The sequence below is a fragment of the Pacificispira spongiicola genome (assembly GCF_012926505.1).
Classification (GTDB): Bacteria; Pseudomonadota; Alphaproteobacteria; order UBA8366; family Aestuariispiraceae; genus Pacificispira; species Pacificispira spongiicola.
This window is the reverse complement of sequence record NZ_JABBNT010000001.1, coordinates 738,899-755,246: the sequence shown is the minus strand read 5'-3', so window position 1 is coordinate 755,246 and position 16,348 is coordinate 738,899. Positions and strand designations below refer to the sequence as shown.

The window sequence follows — 16,348 nt, the reverse complement described above, 5'->3', positions numbered from 1 at the left end:
TCATAATGTTGCAGCAAAGACCCCGCCGGGATCGTCCGGCGGGGTTTTTCTTGCCCGGCCGGCGCAGTAGACTGCCGCGCGTTTCAGTATTCGGTTTTTGGAAAGGTTTGGGCGCGTTGTCGGCATTCGACCAGGTATTGGGAAAAAAGCTGGCGCCTGTCGACATGCAGGCCGTGGCACGGCGCGCCGCCGATGCCGCGGCGGTCCTGATTGATGTCGGGACCGGTCAGGGTAAGTTCATTCTGGACGCGGCACGGGAAGTCCCGGACAGGCTGTGCATTGGAATCGATGCGGTCGCCGAAAACATGGCAAAATCGGCCCGCAGTGCCGGGGCGTCCGTCAAGAAGGGCGGGTTGCCGAATGCCCTGTTCGTGCGGGCCGCGGCGGAACGATTGCCCGGTCCCTTCGCGGGATTGGCCGACACGCTGACCGTTCAGTATCCCTGGGGGTCTCTGATGCGCATCGTTTCCGAACCGGCGCTGGACCATTTGCGGTCGCTGCGGGCCCTCTGTAAGGACGGGGCGGAACTGTCGGTTCTATTGAACTATTCGGTTTTCGAGGACAGGGAGTATCTGGACCGGTTGGGCATGGGCGATATCGTCGATCCGGCGGACAACCCGGACTTGGAAGGCGTCTATGCCGCTGCCGGATTTCGGATCACCCGGCGGGAGGTCATTCACGGCGACCCGCCGATCCGCAGTGCCTGGGGCCGTCATCTGGTGCGCGGATCGGCGCGCACGACATTGATCATCGAGGCTGTGGCCCAAGAGAACGGAACCCCATGACGAAACGGTCGGTTACCATCCATTGCAAGGGCCATCCCAATATCCGGGCCAGTCATGCGAAAACCTTCGAACTGACACGCGATCCGTCGATTACCGGTGCCGGAACCTGCATCATCGGGGTGGAGGCGGCATATGACGAGGCGGCGCTGCTGTCCTTGCGCGGGGCCGTCGATATCGTCCTGCGCTGCGGGGAATTCGAAGACAGGGCGACGGCCAGGATCAATCCGAAATTCGCGGCGGGGGCGCCGTTGATCTTCCGCCGCATGCCGACACCGGAACCGCGTACTTTCTGCGTCGGCGTGGATAAGGGATCGACTCAGTTAAGCCGGGAGTTGATCGATGCACTGCAAAAGCAGGGTGCGGAACTGGACGTCACGATTTCCGAATCCGAGGGCGCGGCGGTAGAGGGAGAGGACGGCATCCTGTATCTGGTCGGCACGCCGATCGGCAATCTGGACGACCTGTCGCCGCGCGCCCTGTCGGTCCTGCAAAGCGTCGATCTCGTCTTGTGCGAGGATACGCGGACGGCGAGAACGCTATTGTCCGGTTTCGGGGTGGAGGCCTCGACGACCGCCTATCACGATCACAACGAACGCGAACGCACCCCGGAAATGATCGACCGCCTGCGCAAGGGGCAACGGTTGGCCCTGGTGACGGAAGCGGGGATGCCGCTGGTGTCCGATCCCGGTTTCCATCTGGTCCGCGCCGCCCGTCGGGAAGGTCTGACGGTCACGGCGGTGCCGGGACCGGATGCGGTGACGACGGCCCTGGCCCTGTCCGGACTACCCAGCGACGATTTCCGGTTCCTCGGCTTCCTGCCGCGCAAGCCGACCCTGCGCCGCCAGCGGTTTGAGGAATTGAAGGCCGTTCCCTATACCGTCCTGTGCTTCGAGGCACCGCACCGGATCGAAAAGGCGTTGGCGGAAGCGGCGGAAGTCCTGCCCGACCGCGACATGGCGCTGTGCCGCAACCTGACAAAATTCGGGGAAAAGGTCCTGACCGGCACGGCGGCGGAACTCCTGTCGGAAATCGAATCCGGGGAAGCGGTGAACGGGGAATTGGTGCTGGTCATCGGTGGGGCGGTGCCCGTTGAACAGGACGGCGGGTCGGCGGCGGCGGTCGACGGCGACCTGGGGGACTTTCTGGAAAGTCTGGTCGCCGCCGGTCTACCGACCAAGCCGTTGGGCGATGCCTATGCCAAGGCGACGGGTCAAAGCCGCCGGGACGGCTTCAACCATGTCCTCGCCATCAAGAAACGCCTGGAAGACTCCTGATCGCGCATTATGCCCGCTCGACCCGACACTGGAAGCAGTTGTTCCGGGACGACCGCATATGGACATAGGCGACGTCCGGATTCTCAAAGCGTGCCGCCAAGGCTGTCGGCAGTGCCGCGATACTAACGACCTCGCCCGTGCCGTACCGGATACGGTCATTCGCATCGTAGCCGCGAATCAGGATGTCTTCGTAATCGCGAAACAGGTCAGGCAGTTCCTCGCTGACCGGGTGCCGGTCGCATTCCGCGCCGCACAGGAAGATCGGCCCGGTTTCGGCATAGGGCTGCGTACCGGGGAACGGCCGGTGGGCGAGAACGAGCATATCCGCGCCTTCCGGGATGTTCTGGAGACAATGGCGGCAGGGATTGCCGACCCCGTCGGAGGATTGGTGTTCCGGCTTGTGTCCATAGGCATCAGTGCCGCCGCGCTGATAATGGCGGGCCGTATCGGTATCCATGGCAACGAATTTAAAGGTCATCGGGATATCCTTGAATTGGTGATGTCTGGATTTAGCCGAGGTCCGTTCCATGCCGACACCCGCTTCTTGCGGAACGGCGTCCCTTGAATGGGATCCGAATTCGCGTTACCACGAATTCCGTGGTTTTCAGGCGTTGAGGAAAAGATCGTGACCCAGGACACAGCCTTTATTGCCATCGACGTCCAGAACGATTTCTGTCCCGGCGGTGCGCTGGCCGTTGCCGACGGCGATCAGGTCGTTCCGGTCGTCAACCGTCTCATGCCGCGCTATCCGGTTCGGGTCGTTACCCAGGATTGGCATCCAGCGGATCATTTTTCCTTCGCATCCAACACCGACGGCGCGGCGCCGTTTTCGTTGATCGATGCTTCCTACGGTCCGCAGGTCCTTTGGCCGGACCATTGTGTCCAGGGAACGGCCGGGGCGGATTTTCACAAGGACTTGCTGGTGGACGCCGCGGATTTGATCATCCGCAAGGGGTATCGCAGCCGGATCGATTCCTATTCCGCGTTTTTCGAAAACGACCACACCACGCCGACCGGGTTGGAGGGATATCTGCGCACACGCGGTGTGACCAAGATGGTTCTTGCAGGACTGGCGACGGATTTCTGCGTGCGGTTTTCCGCCGTCGACGGGGCGCGTCTCGGCTTCGACGTGACCTTGGTGGAAGACGGCTGTCGGGCCATCGATCTGGATGGGTCGCTGGCGACGGCCATGGCGGAAATGCAGGCGGAAGGTGTCCATTTCCGTCAAAGTACCGATCTCTGAATCGTACATTTCCCTTTTCTTTAGTGTGAAATGCTGATAAACCGCTTTCCGCAGGACGGGACGCGTTTTCTATGACCCCGTCTGTTCCGAAGAACGGCGAGAGGGCATGGACGATGGGCGGCGGCTATACCGGGGATGTAACCCCCTCCGAAGCATGGGAAATCCTGGAAAAGGAAACGGATGCGCTGCTGGTTGACGTGCGCACGGCGGCGGAATGGCAGTTCGTCGGCGTCCCGGTTCTGGATGGGCTGGGTAAGGAAGCGATCCTTGTCGAATGGATCAAATTTCCCGGCGGCGCGCCCAACGGCGATTTCGTCGCGCAGGTGAAATCCGCCATTCCGGACGGCACGGATCCAGCAATCCTGTTCCTGTGCCGATCGGGCCAGCGCAGCATGGGGGCGGCGGCGGCGCTGACCCAGGCCGGGTTCAGCCGCTGCTACAACATCCTCGACGGATTTGAAGGCAATAAGGATGCGGACGGTCATCGCGGCAAGACCGGTGGATGGAAGGTTGCGGGCCTGCCCTGGGCCCAAGGCTAACGTTTATGTCTAAAAACAAGGACAAGTCGACTATGGACGGTGGTTCAATCGGGCGTCGGTATCGGCCGCAGACTGAATTGGTGCGCGGTGGTTTGGAACGCTCCCGCTTCCGGGAAACCAGCGAAGGTCTCTTCCTGACGTCCGGATATATCTATGACAGCGCGGAACAGGCGGAAGCCTCCTTCAAGGGCGAAACCGACAACTTCATGTATTCGCGCTACGCCAACCCGACCGTCGGCATGTTCGAGGAACGCCTGGCTTTGTTGGAAGGGGCGGAAGCCTGCCGCGGCACCAGCAGCGGCATGGCCGCGATGTATTCGGCGCTGGCATGCCTGCTGGGGCAGGGGAAACGGGTCGTCGCGCCGCGCGCATTGTTCAGTTCCTGTTATATGATCTTGAACGAAATCCTGCCGAAATTCGGTGTCACCACGACCTTCGTCGACGGTCACGATCTCGACCAATGGGCGGCGGCATTGAAGACTCCGGCGGATGTCGTCTTTCTGGAAACGCCGTCCAACCCGATGCTCGACCTCGTGGATATCGAGGTCGTATCCGCCCTGGCGCATGGCGCGGGGGCCACGGTCGTCGTCGACAATGTGTTCGCCACGCCGATGTTGCAGCGACCGCTGGAATTGGGGGCCGATGTCGTCACCTATTCGGCGACGAAGCATATAGACGGGCAGGGGCGCGTCATGGGCGGCGCGGTTCTGGGGACCGAAAAGTTCATCAAGGACACGTTCGAACCCTTCTACCGCCATACCGGCCCGTCCTTGAGCCCGTTCAATGCCTGGACGCTGCTGAAAGGTCTGGAGACTCTGCCGCTTCGGGTGGAACGCATGTGCGCCAACGCGGATCGCATCGCCCGACATTTGGAAACGCGGGAAAGCGTGACCGGCGTGCGTTATCCGGGCTTGGAAAGCCACCCGCAGCACGATCTGGCGAAACGTCAGATGTCCGGCTTCGGGACGTTGGTGACCTTCACCGTCGACGGCGGCAAGGCGCGGGCCTTCGCTGTCCTGAACCGGCTGCAGCTTTGCGATATCTCCAACAATCTCGGCGACTCGAAGACGCTGGTGACGCATCCGGCGACAACGACGCATCAGAAGCTGACGGCGCATGAAAAGGCGCATCTGGGGATCACGGACGGAACCATCCGCATGTCGGTCGGTCTGGAAGACGTGGACGACCTGATCGAGGATCTGGAACAGGCACTCGCCTGATCGCAACATCTTCAAGAAACGCTGCGCGCCCGTCACAAGTGCTGTGACGGGCCGGTTGCGCATGCCATCGCCATAGACGGGGATCGCGCTTTCCGCTAGGCGTAATTCGGGGGCGGCGACAGACCGCCCGGTCTTTTTAAACGGACGTGGGATATGACGACGACAGTAGCGCCGCCGTTCGGCGAGTCGCCCGTTGACGGGCCTTATGCGTGGACGCGGCTCGCCATCTGTGTGGTGTTGAGCACGATCGGTGGCGTCGGTCTATGGTCGACCGTGGTCGTCCTGCCCGCGATCGAGGCCGAATTCGCCATCGACCGGGGCGATGCGTCGCTACCCTATACGGTGACCATGCTGGGCTTCGCCTTCGGCGGGATCATCATGGGGCGTCTGGTCGACCGATTCGGCATCGCAATCCCGTTGATCCTGGGCGCCCTGTCGCTCTGCGTCGGTTATATCGCCGCGTCTTATTCGGACTCCCTTTGGACGTTTCTGATCTTTCAGGGCGTCTTTGTCGGCGCCTTGGGCAGTTCCAGCACTTTCGGTCCGCTTGTTGCCGACGTGTCGCACTGGTTCTTGAAGCGGCGCGGTTTGGCCGTTGCCATCGCGGCCAGCGGCAACTACCTCGCCGGGGTATTCTGGTCGCCTGTATTGGAACGCGCCATTGCGGCTTATGGCTGGCGGGAAGCCCTGTTCTGGACCGGCGTATTCTGCGTCGTGACGATGATCCCGTTGGCCCTTCTGCTGCGGCGTCGGGCGGAAATCGACCAAAGCGAGGTACCGGTATCCAAAGGCGGCGTTCGCCGGGAAGCGCCTGCCTCTCCCGCTGTGTTGCAGGCCGTGCTGATGGTGGCGGGGATTGCCTGCTGCGTCGCCATGTCCATGCCGCAGGTTCATCTGGTCGCCTATTGCGGCGATTTGGGCTACGGCCCGGCGGCAGGGGCGGAAATGCTGTCGCTCATGCTGATACTGGGCGTGGTCAGCCGCCTCCTATCCGGGGTGCTGGCCGACAAGATCACCGGTCTGGGGACGCTGATCCTGGGATCGGGTCTGCAATGCCTGGCGCTGTTGTTCTATCTGCCCTTCGACGGGTTGATGTCGCTCTACCTCGTTTCCGCCCTGTTCGGCCTGTCCCAAGGCGGGATCGTGCCCAGCTATGCCCTGATCGTGCGGGATTTCTTCCCGGCGCGGGAAGCCGGCAATCGCATCGGACAGGTCCTGATGGCGACCGTCGTCGGCATGGCGCTGGGCGGGTGGATGTCCGGCGAAATCTATGACCTGACCGGCAGCTATCAGGCGGCCTTCTTGAACGGGATCGCCTGGAACTTGCTGAACATGGCGATTGCGTTCTGGCTGCTGATCGGCGGACGCCGTCGCAATCGCGAAGCCGCCGCGTAACATCGAAATTTGGGAAAGAGAAGTGGGGGGTTCTGTTGCTGGGTCCCCCAAGCCCCACCTAGGAGAGGATGAGTCCCCTAGGAATTCCGACTTCGTTACCGAGACTGCTTACGCAGCGACAGCAACCATCTCGTCGTTATCGTTCGCATTTAGCGATTTGGCCCGATATCGGCGGTACCATGCCGAACGCGAACATCTGCCTTTACTACGCGTGTCGATCCTGGTTCGCCCCCATGAGGCCGGGATCTGGAAGATGGTCGGTTCCGATCCCGGCGAATTGGTGGAGGCGCCGGGTACTGCCCCCGGGTCCACAACGCTTATTCCGCAGCGCTCTCTAGCGTCATAGTCGATTGCTCGACGGAATATATATAGGAACTACGGCGACGCGATGAAAGGGGTTTTCATCGACCGGCAGAATCTCTCTAAATGGACGTTGCCATGAAGCAATACCTCGACCTGCTGCGCGATGTCCGGGAAACCGGCGTAAAGAAGACCGACCGAACCGGGACGGGCACCTTGTCCGTCTTCGGCCGCCAAATGCGTTTCGACCTGTCGGAAGGGTTTCCCTTGGTCACGACGAAGAAGCTGCATCTGCGGTCCATCATCCATGAACTGCTGTGGTTCCTGAAGGGCGATACGAATATCGCCTATCTGAAGGAAAACGGCGTTTCCATCTGGGACGAATGGGCGGACGAACACGGCGATCTGGGGCCGGTTTACGGCAAGCAATGGCGGTCCTGGGCCGCGCCGGACGGCCGCACCATCGACCAGATGGCGCAACTCATGGACGGATTGAAGCGCAACCCCGACAGCCGACGCCATATGTTGAGCGCCTGGAACCCGGCGGATATCGACGATATGGCGCTGCCGCCCTGCCACTGCCTGTTCCAGTTCTATGTCGCGGACGGGAAGCTGAGCTGCCAGCTGTATCAGCGCAGCGCGGATACCTTCCTGGGCGTGCCGTTCAACATCGCCTCCTATGCCCTGCTGACCCTGATGGTGGCGCAGGCGACGGGTCTGAAACCCGGCGATTTCGTGCATACCTTCGGCGATACGCATCTGTATCTGAACCACCTGGAACAGGCGGATTTGCAGTTGTCCCGCGCCCCGCGTCCGCTGCCGACGATGACACTCAATCCCGACGTGACGGATATCTTCGCCTTCCGCTTCGAAGATTTCGAATTGTCCGGCTACGACCCGCATCCGCATATCTCCGCCCCCGTCGCGGTCTAAGCCGATGGCGGTCAGCAGCGAATTTGTCGACTGGCTGGCGGAACGCTTCGCACCGCTGGGGCCGGTCACGCGAAAACGCATGTTCAGCGGCGTCTGTCTGTATGTCGACGATGCCGTCGTGGCGGTCGTGCTGGGGGCGGGCTTCTACTTCAAATGCGATGACGGCAATCAGGCAGCCTTCGACGCCGAAGGGTGCGAGCCGTTTCGCTATTCGCGCGGCGACCGGGAAATCACAGTGAATTCCTTCCGCCGCTGTCCCGATTCCGCCTTGGACGACGACGACGCAATGCTGGAATGGGCCCGCATCAGCTTGGAAGCCGGACGCCGCAGCGCTGCAGAGAAGGCCCGAAAGGCAGCCCGAAAAAAGGGTGCCGCCAAGAAAGCCGCCGCCAGGAAAGCCGCCACCAGGAAAGTCGCAGCTGGGAAAGCAAAGACGACATGACGAATACCGATTCCATCTCCCTGGCTCTTGTCGTTGCCGTCGCGTCGAACGGCGCGATCGGGATTGAAGGCGGCCTGCCTTGGCGGCTGCCGGGCGACCTGGCCTTCTTCAAACGAGTGACATTGGGAAAGCCCGTCGTCATGGGGCGCAAGACCTGGGAATCCCTCCCGCGCAAGCCGCTGCCGGGGCGGCCCAATCTCGTCGTGACCCGGGCAGAGGGCTATACGGCGGCTGGGGCGGAGGTGTTTGACAGCCTGGATGCAGCCCTGAAACGGGGTGAAGACTTGGCGCGTGCCGCCGGAGTGGACGAGGTGTCGGTCATCGGCGGCGCGGATATCTACCGTCAGGCGCTGGAGAAGGCTGACCGTCTCTATCTGACGGAAGTGGATGCCGAGCCAGTGGCGGATACCTTCTTCCCGGATTTCGATCGATCGGCATGGCGGGAGGAATGGCGGGAACCCGGCCCGCGTCGGGCGGACGATACCGGCCCGGATTATTCCTTCTTGCTTTTGACCCGCCCGAAGCCGTGATCTTCCAGCCAGGTTTCCAACGTCGAATTCTTGTAATCCGCGCCCCGGAAATCCGTTTGAATCACGGTCGCGTTCTTCATCTTGGTCCAGCGCAGATTGCTGTCGCGCAGGTCGGAACCGCTTAAATCTATCCCTTCCATATCCGCCCGCGACAGATCCGCGCCGGTCAGTTTCGCGTCCTTGACCCGCGCCTTGCGCAGGGACGACGACCAATGGTCCTCCAACGATCCGGTCAGGGGTACCGAATCCAACCGTACCCCGGTCATTTCTGTCTCGCTCAGATCCGCGCGGTCCAGGCGGATGCCGCGCAGATTGGCACTGTGCAGGTCCGCCCCGCGCAGGTCCGCGCCGCTGAGGTCCGCCATGATCAACCGGGCATGGGACAGTTTCGTATTGCGCAGGATGGCACGAGACAGGTTCGCGGCGGATAGGTTCACACCGCGCAGATCCAGATTGCTGAGGTCGACATTCGACAAGTCGGCCTGATTGCCCGCCTTGCCGCTGCTTTCCAGCCAGCGTTTGTGGTCGGTCAGGATTTCCCCGAAAGCCCGACCGATCTGGTCGATCTTGGTGGCGACGGACACTTGCGTCAGATCGACATCCGACAGGTCCACCAGGTCAAGGATGGCGCAGGTCAGGTTGGCGCCTTTTAAACGGGTGCCGCTCATCTGCGCGCGGGTAAGGATGGCGCCGTGCAAATCCGCGTTTTCCAGATTGGCGTCGGTCAGGTCCGCGCCTTCCAGGATCGCCCCGGCCAGATTGGCGCCGGAAAGGTCCGTGCGTGTCAGGTTGGCGTGACGCAGGGTCGCGTCCTTCAGGTTCGTGCGTTCGACCTTGGTGCCGACCATGCGGGCATTGGTCATCTCCGCCTTCGTCATAATGGCGTCGGTCAGATCAGCTGCCCCATTGACCTGGTCGCTCAACAGAACCGTGTTCCCGTTGTCGTCAGGCACGTATAAAAGGCCGCTGCGGAAATCCGCACCCGTCAGGTCGCAATCTTCCAGGTTGGCATTTACCAGACGCGCACCGCGCAAATCCGCGCGTTGCAGGTTGCCGCGCGACAGATCCGCCTCCGTCATGTCGCAGGCGAACAGCAAGGCATCGGCCAGGACCGATTCGCTCATCCGCGCGCCTTTCAGGGACGCGCCGCTGAAATCCGCGCCGGATAGGTCGTATCCGCTCAAATCGTAATAGGATAGATCGGCAAGTTTGAAACTCGCCCTTCGTCCGCCCTTCGACCGCTTCAGGTAGGCCTGATGCGCGCGCAGGATTTCGGGCAGGGCGTTCCGATCGAGCGTAAGTCGTTGGAATTTGGAACTCGTCACTCCCGCTCCACCTCTGGGCGCGTGCCGGAAATTCCGTTTGTCGCGCCGGCCATTGTTATCGCGGCCCCTCCGATGCGAGGGAGTTTAGTGTGTCTCGGGCATTTTGCCACGCTGGATTCCGGATATCGCGGTTGCGGATGCCGTTTCGGTGACTATCTTTGGGCACAGTCTTGCCCGTTTCGGGCGTTCTCGAATGGAATGAAGGTACCGCCATGCCGCAGCAACATCGCGTGAAACTCCTGATCATCGGGGCAGGACCCGCCGGGTATACGGCGGCGATCTATGCGGCGCGCGCCAATCTGTCGCCGATGCTGGTGGCGGGGCTGCAGCCGGGCGGCCAACTGACGATCACCACCGATGTCGAAAACTATCCGGGTTTCGAGGACGCGGTGCAGGGGCCCTGGCTTGTCGAACAAATGCAAAAGCAGGCGGAAAAGGTCGGTACGGATATTCGCTACGACCTGATCACGGATGTCGATTTCACCAGCCGACCGCTGAAGGCCGTCGGTGACGGTGGGGATGTCTATCTGGCCGATACGATCGTGATCGCGACCGGGGCGCAGGCGCGCTGGCTGGGCCTGGAAAGCGAACAGACCTTCATGGGCTTCGGCGTGTCGGCCTGCGCGACCTGCGACGGGTTCTTCTTCCGGGGCAAGGAAGTCGCGGTCGTCGGCGGCGGCAATACGGCGGTGGAAGAAGCCCTGTATCTGACGAACCATGCCAGCAAGGTGACCCTGATCCATCGCCGGGACAGTCTGCGGTCCGAACGCATCCTGCAGGATCGTCTGATGAAGCACCCGAAGGTGGAGATCATCTGGGACACGGTCGTCGACGAAATTCTGGGCGAACAGCCGGCGGGCGTCACGGCGCTGAAGCTGCGCAATGTGAAGACGGACGCCGTGTCGGAACTGCCCGTCGATGGAATCTTTGTCGCCATCGGTCACGATCCGGCAACCAAGGTCTTCAAGGGCCATGTCGATATGGACGAAGAAGGCTATGTCCTGACCGCACCGGATTCGACGGCGACCAACGTCCCCGGCGTTTTCGCGGCAGGCGACGTGAAGGACAAGATTTTCCGTCAGGCCGTGACGGCGGCGGGCATGGGCTGCATGGCCGCGCTGGAAGTCGAAAAGTATCTGGCGGAACTGGAAGACGGCGACGCGTCGGTCGCCGCCGAGTAAGCCCATCTCTTCTAAAATTCGATGGGGTCCGACTCGGAAAACGGGTGTCGTCCGAGAATATTCACATATGGCCTGTTGAACCGGTGTGAGCGGTAAACTAGTATATTTATTAGAGGGTTAGGAGAATCTACATCTGGCGTCAGGTCTGGAGGGGGACACAAAATGTTCGGGGGTAAGAAGCGTTCTGAGCCGACACCGTCGACGGAGAGGAAGATTGTCTTGAGATCTCACATCGCAGAAGGCATGACGGTTACAGGGGATATCGACGGGGATATCGACCTCCTTCTTGATGGGAAGCTGGAAGGAAATCTACGCTGCCGCGCCGTGACGATCGGCAAGTTGGGCAGTTTGATCGGGAAAATCAGCGCGCAGGAAGCCTTCATCGACGGTCGGATAGAAGGCGATATCGACGCCAAGTCGGTTCACCTGAACGAAACCGCCGTTGTCATTGGTGATGTCCGCCACGAAGTGGTCGAAGTCGCCGCGGGTGCCCGGATCGAAGGCCATTACAGCCGGTCCGAAGAACTCCAAAAGATCGAGGCCCCGAAAGACCCGCCGGTCTCCGCGGGTGTGACGATTTCGGCGGCGGTTCAGGACGAAGACGACGAGACATCCACCGACGCGGATGATGAGGATCGGGATGGCGCCGATGTCGTCACTCTCGGCCCGTCGTCCAAAGTGGGCTAAGGCCCGGATATCCGAAAAGACCGTTCACGCAATGGCGGCATCCTGCGTTCGAACGGTATCGCTTAACGTCGTTCGCAGCCATTTATGCGCCTTGTCGTTGGACCATTGACTGTTCCAGACTTGCACGATGGGGTGGCTGGGAACGTCGGCCGGCAGCGCGAATACCGACAATCCATAAGCCTTCGCCAGCGGGGCGGCCAGCCGCTGAGGCATCGTCGCCACATAGTCCGTTCCGGAAATAGCGGCGGGCATGGCCAGGAAATGCGGCACGGTATGCGCAATATTCCGCTCTAGCCCACGCGCCTTCAGAAAATCGTCCAGCCAGGTGCTCATTCCTGACGGGGCCATGATGACATGTCGGGCGGCGACGAACCGTCTCAACGTGACGCCCTCCTTCAGAAGACGGCTTTCCGGACAGGCGAGGCCGACCGCCGTTTCCTCGAACAATGTCTGAACGGTAGCCCATCCCGGGATGTCCTGCGGAATCGTGATGGACAGATCGACGTCGCCTCGACGCAGTGACTCATACTGGGTGCCATGTTCAAAATGTTGGGTCCGGATACGAATGCCGGGCGCGTCTTTCTCCAAGACCCGGATCAGCGGCGGTATCAATGCCACGGCGCCATAGTCGTTCGCGGCAATGACAAAGGATCGTTCGGCGGTTTTCGGGTCGAAATCCTCGTCGAATTGCAGGGCGTCGTTCAATGCGCCGACGCTTTCACGAATTCTGCTATAGAGCTCGTTCGCCTTGCGGGTCGGCTCCATCCCACGCGCAGTGCGCACGAAGACTTCGTCCCCCACCAAATCGCGAAGTCGTTTCAGGGCATGACTTAGGCCGGGTTGGGTCTGTCCCAGACGATCCGCCGCAGCGGAAATCTGCCGCTCCTCATATATTGCGAGGAACACTTTCAAGAGGTTCAGGTCGATGCGATAGATATTCATATATCAATAGTTAGCATGATAAATATGAATTGGTGAATAGATAAATGCCGCGCCATAGTCTGCCCTGTGTTAAGCGATGTTCAATGCAGGGAGAGTTCTCAATGACGATTTTCAGGACCGCGATGGCCGGTATCATCAGCCTTTGCGCCGTTGTTTTATCCGGGTGCGCCGGGAACATGACGCCGACCGCATCGATCGATTATGAGCTGTTCGGCAGCGGTGCGGAAAAGGTCGTCGTCCTTCATGATTGGTTGGGGGATCGGTCAAATTACGATCCTATCAAACCGTATCTGGACGGGGAGACGTTCCAATTCGCCTTCGCCGATCTGCGCGGCTATGGCGGGTCGCTGAAGAAAACCGGGGCGTTCACCGCGACGGAGGCGGCGATGGATGCGATTTCCGTTGCGGATGCGCTGGGGTGGGACCGGTTCCACATCATCGGTCATTCCATGACCGGGATGGTGGTCCAGAAAGTGGCCGTCCTGGCGGGCGAGAGGGTGAAAAGCGTCGTTGCGACCACGCCGGTCTATGCCAGCGGCATGCAGGTCGACGAAGGGACGTTCGGCTTCTTCACGGCAGCGGCCAAGAAACCGGAAGAAATGGGACAGGCGATCCAGGCGTTGACCGGCGGGAAACTGTCCGAGGAATGGACGTCCTTCAAGGTGGATCGTGCGATGACCTGGTCGACGGAGGAAGCCCGGCTCGCCTATCTAGATATGTTCGCCTATGAGGATTTCAGCGGCGAGGTCGATGGGATCGGAACGCCGTTCCTGGTCTTGATCGGGGCGAACGATATTGAGGCATTCCATCCGCCGGCGATCCAGGCGACCTTCGGTAAATGGTATCCCGACTTGACGGTCGTTCAGGTCACGGATGCCGGACACTATCCGATGCAGGAAGTCCCGGTCCTCTATGCGACGGAGGTCCAGAAATTCCTGAAAGCCCATCTCGGCGATTAGTGCCCGTCTGATTTGGACTGGACGGTAGGGGGCTCTGTTCCAGCGTGAGCTGGGGAACTACGGTCTATACCAGACAGGCCCCGCTAGATCGCTTTCCAGGTTCGCGGGTCGATCCCGGCGGCATCATAGGCCGTTTCTACGAGGTCGCCGTTCACGACGAAGTCGATGAGCGGCGATAGGGAGAAGGTCTCCTCCCCTTCGCGGTCTATCGGCAACAGGGGCAGCAGCGCCTCGAAGACCGGGCGAACGCCGTGTCCCAGCTTTCCGGGATCGATATCGCGCCGATGGATGGCCCAGACTCCGACCGTCAGCTCGATCGTGGCGATCTTGTAGGCGGCCTCGATCACGCGGGCCAGATCGGCGACGGCATGCATCGCGAGACCGGCGGTATCCTCGACCCCATCGGCAAGCTGCCCGACCGAGTTCAGCAGGACCGGTGTCGCCCAGATCTTACTGGAGGCGATGAGGGAGGCGGCGATATGAGAGAGGTTCAGGAACTGCACGCCGCCGATCGCTCCGGCCTCGCGGGCGAGCCCCGTCGGCAGGCCGGAGAAGGCGGGCCAATGTTGCTTGTGCAGCCGTTCGCCCGACAGTTCGCAGATTTTGGCCAGAATCTGGCGAAGCGGGTCGATTGCGGCAGTGAGCGCCGTCGAATCCATGTTGCCATGGCTGATCACGGCGCCGTTCTCCCGATCGATCAGCGGGTTGTCCGTCGGCGCGTTCAATTCGACTTCCCAGACCTGCTCGGCCCGGGCCAGGACCTCGTGACCGACGCCGTGAATTTGCGACACGCATCGGAAGGACAGAGGGTCCTGCAGGAAGCGCGACTCTCCCCCATACCAGAGCGCGGAGTCTCGAAGCAGGCTCCTGAGACGCGACGATGACGCATGCTGGCCGCGCCGTCCGTGGACGCGGTTCACCGGTTCGGCGATGGAGCCCAGATTGCCGCGCAGCCCTTCCAGCGCAACTGCCGCGGCGAGGTCCAGCGTCGCCAGCAGGCGCCTCGCCGAAACGAGGCACAGCGATCCCATGCCGAGCGAGATGGCATTGCTGTTCATCAGCGAGAGGGCCTCCTTGGCGCCCGGTTCGAAAACTGAGTCCGGTGCATCTTCAAGAAGCCCGAGGCCGAGCTGCGCCAGGGGGACCAAGTCCGATGCGCCCACCGATCCGGAGGCATCGACCGTGGGCACGCGATTTTCGTTCAGCCGCTTCATCAGGCGTTCGACCAGTTCCCGACGGACGCCGCTGGTGCCGGTCGCGAAGAGGTTGAGCTGCACGGCCATCGCGGCGCGGACGACCGCCGGGTCAAGGGTGGGGCCGGGCACGCGCGTCGCATGTGCGGCGAGCAGCCGTCGATTGAAGGTGGCGAGGTCGGTCTGCTGGACGCTCGACTCCTTTTGGGAGCCGACGCCGGTGGTAATGCCGTAGGCGGGACGGCCCTCGGCGACGATCGCTTCCACGACGGCGCGCCCTTCCGAAATTCTGGGCCAGGCGCTTTCGTCTATCGTCGCGTCGGTCCCGTCCACGGCGATGGTGGCAATCTGATCCAAGGTGAAGTTGTTGCCCGACAGCGCGACGGGGGCGCCGGGTTTTCCTGCACGGGGAATAGCCGCCGGAGCTGGAGAAACGTAACGCGGCGAAATGGAGGCGGCTGTCGGGTTGTTCATCAAGTTCTCACGATAAAGGGTGCCGGGCGAGGGTCATTTGACGGATTGCTGCAGACCATCGCCATCCGGAATGCGACGTCTATTTGTTTGGACATATGCGGGCGTTGAATTCAAGCGGGGAAAGGTCTATCCCCTGCTTCGGGCCAGACGGTTGGACGGTCGCGCTCGGGCAATGGGGAAACCCGTCCGGGTGAGGAAAGTCCGGGCTCCACGGAAACACGGTGCCGGCTAACGGCCGGCGGGGGCGACCCTAGGGAAAGTGCCACAGAAAGCAAACCGCCCGGAACGGTCCGCCGCTTCGGGTAAGGGTGAAAGGGTGCGGTAAGAGCGCACCGCCTCTCCGGCAACGGCGAGGGCAGGGTAAACCCCACCGGGAGCAAAACCGAGTAGGGACGGTAGCCGCGCGGCGGTGTGATCTCTCTTTTGAGATATCCCCCCGAAAGACGGCAGGCGGGTTTTCGCGCCCCGTCCGGGTAGGTTGCGAGAGGCGGTCGGCAACGGCCGCCCCAGATGAATGGCCGTCCACCACCGGTTCGCCGGTGGGGACAGAACCCGGCTTACAGACCGTCTGGCCCTAATTATCAGTGATCGGAATCGAAGGGATTGGCGCCGGACCGATCCTCGATTTCAACGATCCACAAATCGGGGTCGCGCTGCCTAGCCCGCCCGATATAGGCGTCGGCATCCGCCTCGTCAGGCGTTGCGTCGGACGGCAGGGCATCCATCCAGGTCAGGTTGCCGTCAATATCGCGCTGCTGCGTCAACAGGCGGCATTTGCCGTCCAGGGTGGCGATCTTCACCAGGACGACACCGGTATGCGGATCGCCGCTTTGCAGAACCATGGCGGATATGCCGCGACCGGAGCACAGGGCCAGCCCGGCTTGCAGCCACATCTTGGTGGGTAATCTATCGTCCTGCATGCATTG

General features: G+C 61.6%; 17 protein-coding genes and 2 other RNA genes. 13 read left to right on the top strand and 6 right to left on the bottom strand.

The genetic code is table 11. The features are described from left to right. Window positions 1–116 precede the first annotated feature (116 nt). On the top strand, window positions 117–785 hold the full coding sequence (locus HH303_RS03500; RefSeq protein ID WP_169623798.1) for a class I SAM-dependent methyltransferase: 669 nt from the start codon (window positions 117–119) through the stop codon (window positions 783–785). Further along, window positions 782–2,059 (top strand): 16S rRNA (cytidine(1402)-2'-O)-methyltransferase, encoded by a 1,278-nt coding sequence (gene rsmI, locus HH303_RS03495; RefSeq protein ID WP_169623797.1) that lies wholly within the window; start codon window positions 782–784, stop codon window positions 2,057–2,059. Before HH303_RS03500 ends, rsmI begins: the two co-directional genes overlap by 4 nt. A gap of 7 nt (window positions 2,060–2,066) precedes the next feature. Here the strand turns inward: rsmI and HH303_RS03490 are convergent, their stop codons facing one another. After that, window positions 2,067–2,537 carry a DUF1203 domain-containing protein gene (locus tag HH303_RS03490; protein WP_169623796.1) on the bottom strand — a complete coding sequence of 157 codons (471 nt, stop codon included), beginning with the start codon at window positions 2,535–2,537 and terminating at the stop codon, window positions 2,067–2,069. Window positions 2,538–2,684: 147 nt separating this feature from the next. Between HH303_RS03490 and pncA the strand changes: the two genes are divergently transcribed. The 4 genes from pncA (at window position 2,685) to HH303_RS03470 (ending at window position 6,456) form a co-directional block, all read left to right on the top strand. Further along, window positions 2,685–3,302: a bifunctional nicotinamidase/pyrazinamidase gene (pncA, locus tag HH303_RS03485; protein WP_319637296.1), complete on the top strand. Its 618-nt coding sequence runs from the start codon at window positions 2,685–2,687 to the stop codon at window positions 3,300–3,302. 71 nt (window positions 3,303–3,373) lie between these two features. Then, window positions 3,374–3,841 (top strand): rhodanese-like domain-containing protein, encoded by a 468-nt coding sequence (locus tag HH303_RS03480; RefSeq protein WP_227421492.1) that lies wholly within the window; start codon window positions 3,374–3,376, stop codon window positions 3,839–3,841. Between the two features lie 5 nt (window positions 3,842–3,846). After that, window positions 3,847–5,061 (top strand): O-succinylhomoserine sulfhydrylase, encoded by a 1,215-nt coding sequence (locus tag HH303_RS03475; RefSeq protein ID WP_227421491.1) that lies wholly within the window; start codon window positions 3,847–3,849, stop codon window positions 5,059–5,061. A gap of 153 nt (window positions 5,062–5,214) precedes the next feature. Then, on the top strand, window positions 5,215–6,456 hold the full coding sequence (locus HH303_RS03470; protein ID WP_169623794.1) for an MFS transporter: 1,242 nt from the start codon (window positions 5,215–5,217) through the stop codon (window positions 6,454–6,456). A 21-nt stretch (window positions 6,457–6,477) separates the two neighbouring features. On the opposite strand, the gene ssrA is transcribed toward HH303_RS03470, so the two are convergent. Then, window positions 6,478–6,854, bottom strand: a transfer-messenger RNA (tmRNA) gene (ssrA, locus tag HH303_RS03465). Between the two features lie 40 nt (window positions 6,855–6,894). On the opposite strand from ssrA, the gene HH303_RS03460 reads away from it, so the two are divergent. The 3 genes from HH303_RS03460 to HH303_RS03450 are packed head-to-tail and all read left to right on the top strand — an operon-like array spanning window position 6,895 to window position 8,661. Further along, window positions 6,895–7,689, top strand: a complete 795-nt coding sequence (locus tag HH303_RS03460; RefSeq protein ID WP_169623793.1) for a thymidylate synthase — start codon at window positions 6,895–6,897, stop codon at window positions 7,687–7,689. 4 nt (window positions 7,690–7,693) lie between these two features. Beyond that, entirely contained in the window at window positions 7,694–8,131 is a 438-nt protein-coding gene (locus tag HH303_RS03455) for a TfoX/Sxy family protein (protein ID WP_169623792.1), read from the top strand. Further along, window positions 8,128–8,661, top strand: a complete 534-nt coding sequence (locus tag HH303_RS03450) for a dihydrofolate reductase (protein ID WP_169623791.1) — start codon at window positions 8,128–8,130, stop codon at window positions 8,659–8,661. The genes HH303_RS03455 and HH303_RS03450 overlap by 4 nt, the downstream gene beginning before the upstream one ends. On the opposite strand, the gene HH303_RS03445 is transcribed toward HH303_RS03450, so the two are convergent. Continuing rightward, the gene (locus tag HH303_RS03445) at window positions 8,625–9,986 is read right to left on the bottom strand and encodes a pentapeptide repeat-containing protein (RefSeq protein WP_169623790.1); all 1,362 of its coding nucleotides are present in this window, start codon (window positions 9,984–9,986) and stop codon (window positions 8,625–8,627) included. The genes HH303_RS03450 and HH303_RS03445 overlap by 37 nt on opposite strands. A gap of 212 nt (window positions 9,987–10,198) precedes the next feature. Between HH303_RS03445 and trxB the strand changes: the two genes are divergently transcribed. Next, a complete protein-coding gene (trxB, locus tag HH303_RS03440; protein WP_169623789.1) occupies window positions 10,199–11,167 on the top strand; it encodes a thioredoxin-disulfide reductase in 969 nt (322 codons plus the stop codon). Between the two features lie 219 nt (window positions 11,168–11,386). Then, window positions 11,387–11,854 (top strand): bactofilin family protein, encoded by a 468-nt coding sequence (locus HH303_RS03435; protein WP_169623788.1) that lies wholly within the window; start codon window positions 11,387–11,389, stop codon window positions 11,852–11,854. Between the two features lie 24 nt (window positions 11,855–11,878). On the opposite strand, the gene HH303_RS03430 is transcribed toward HH303_RS03435, so the two are convergent. After that, complete coding sequence (locus HH303_RS03430) at window positions 11,879–12,796, bottom strand: LysR family transcriptional regulator (protein ID WP_169623787.1); 918 nt, start codon at window positions 12,794–12,796, stop codon at window positions 11,879–11,881. A gap of 101 nt (window positions 12,797–12,897) precedes the next feature. Between HH303_RS03430 and HH303_RS03425 the strand changes: the two genes are divergently transcribed. After that, on the top strand, window positions 12,898–13,755 hold the full coding sequence (locus HH303_RS03425) for an alpha/beta fold hydrolase (protein WP_169623786.1): 858 nt from the start codon (window positions 12,898–12,900) through the stop codon (window positions 13,753–13,755). Window positions 13,756–13,838: 83 nt separating this feature from the next. Here the strand turns inward: HH303_RS03425 and HH303_RS03420 are convergent, their stop codons facing one another. After that, complete coding sequence (locus tag HH303_RS03420) at window positions 13,839–15,422, bottom strand: aromatic amino acid lyase (RefSeq protein ID WP_169623785.1); 1,584 nt, start codon at window positions 15,420–15,422, stop codon at window positions 13,839–13,841. A 143-nt stretch (window positions 15,423–15,565) separates the two neighbouring features. Here HH303_RS03420 and rnpB point away from each other — a divergent pair. After that, window positions 15,566–15,998, top strand: an RNA gene (gene rnpB / locus HH303_RS03415) — RNase P RNA component class A. A gap of 5 nt (window positions 15,999–16,003) precedes the next feature. Here the strand turns inward: rnpB and HH303_RS03410 are convergent. After that, window positions 16,004–16,342, bottom strand: a complete 339-nt coding sequence (locus tag HH303_RS03410) for a DUF1491 family protein (RefSeq protein WP_169623784.1) — start codon at window positions 16,340–16,342, stop codon at window positions 16,004–16,006. Window positions 16,343–16,348: the final 6 nt, after the last annotated feature.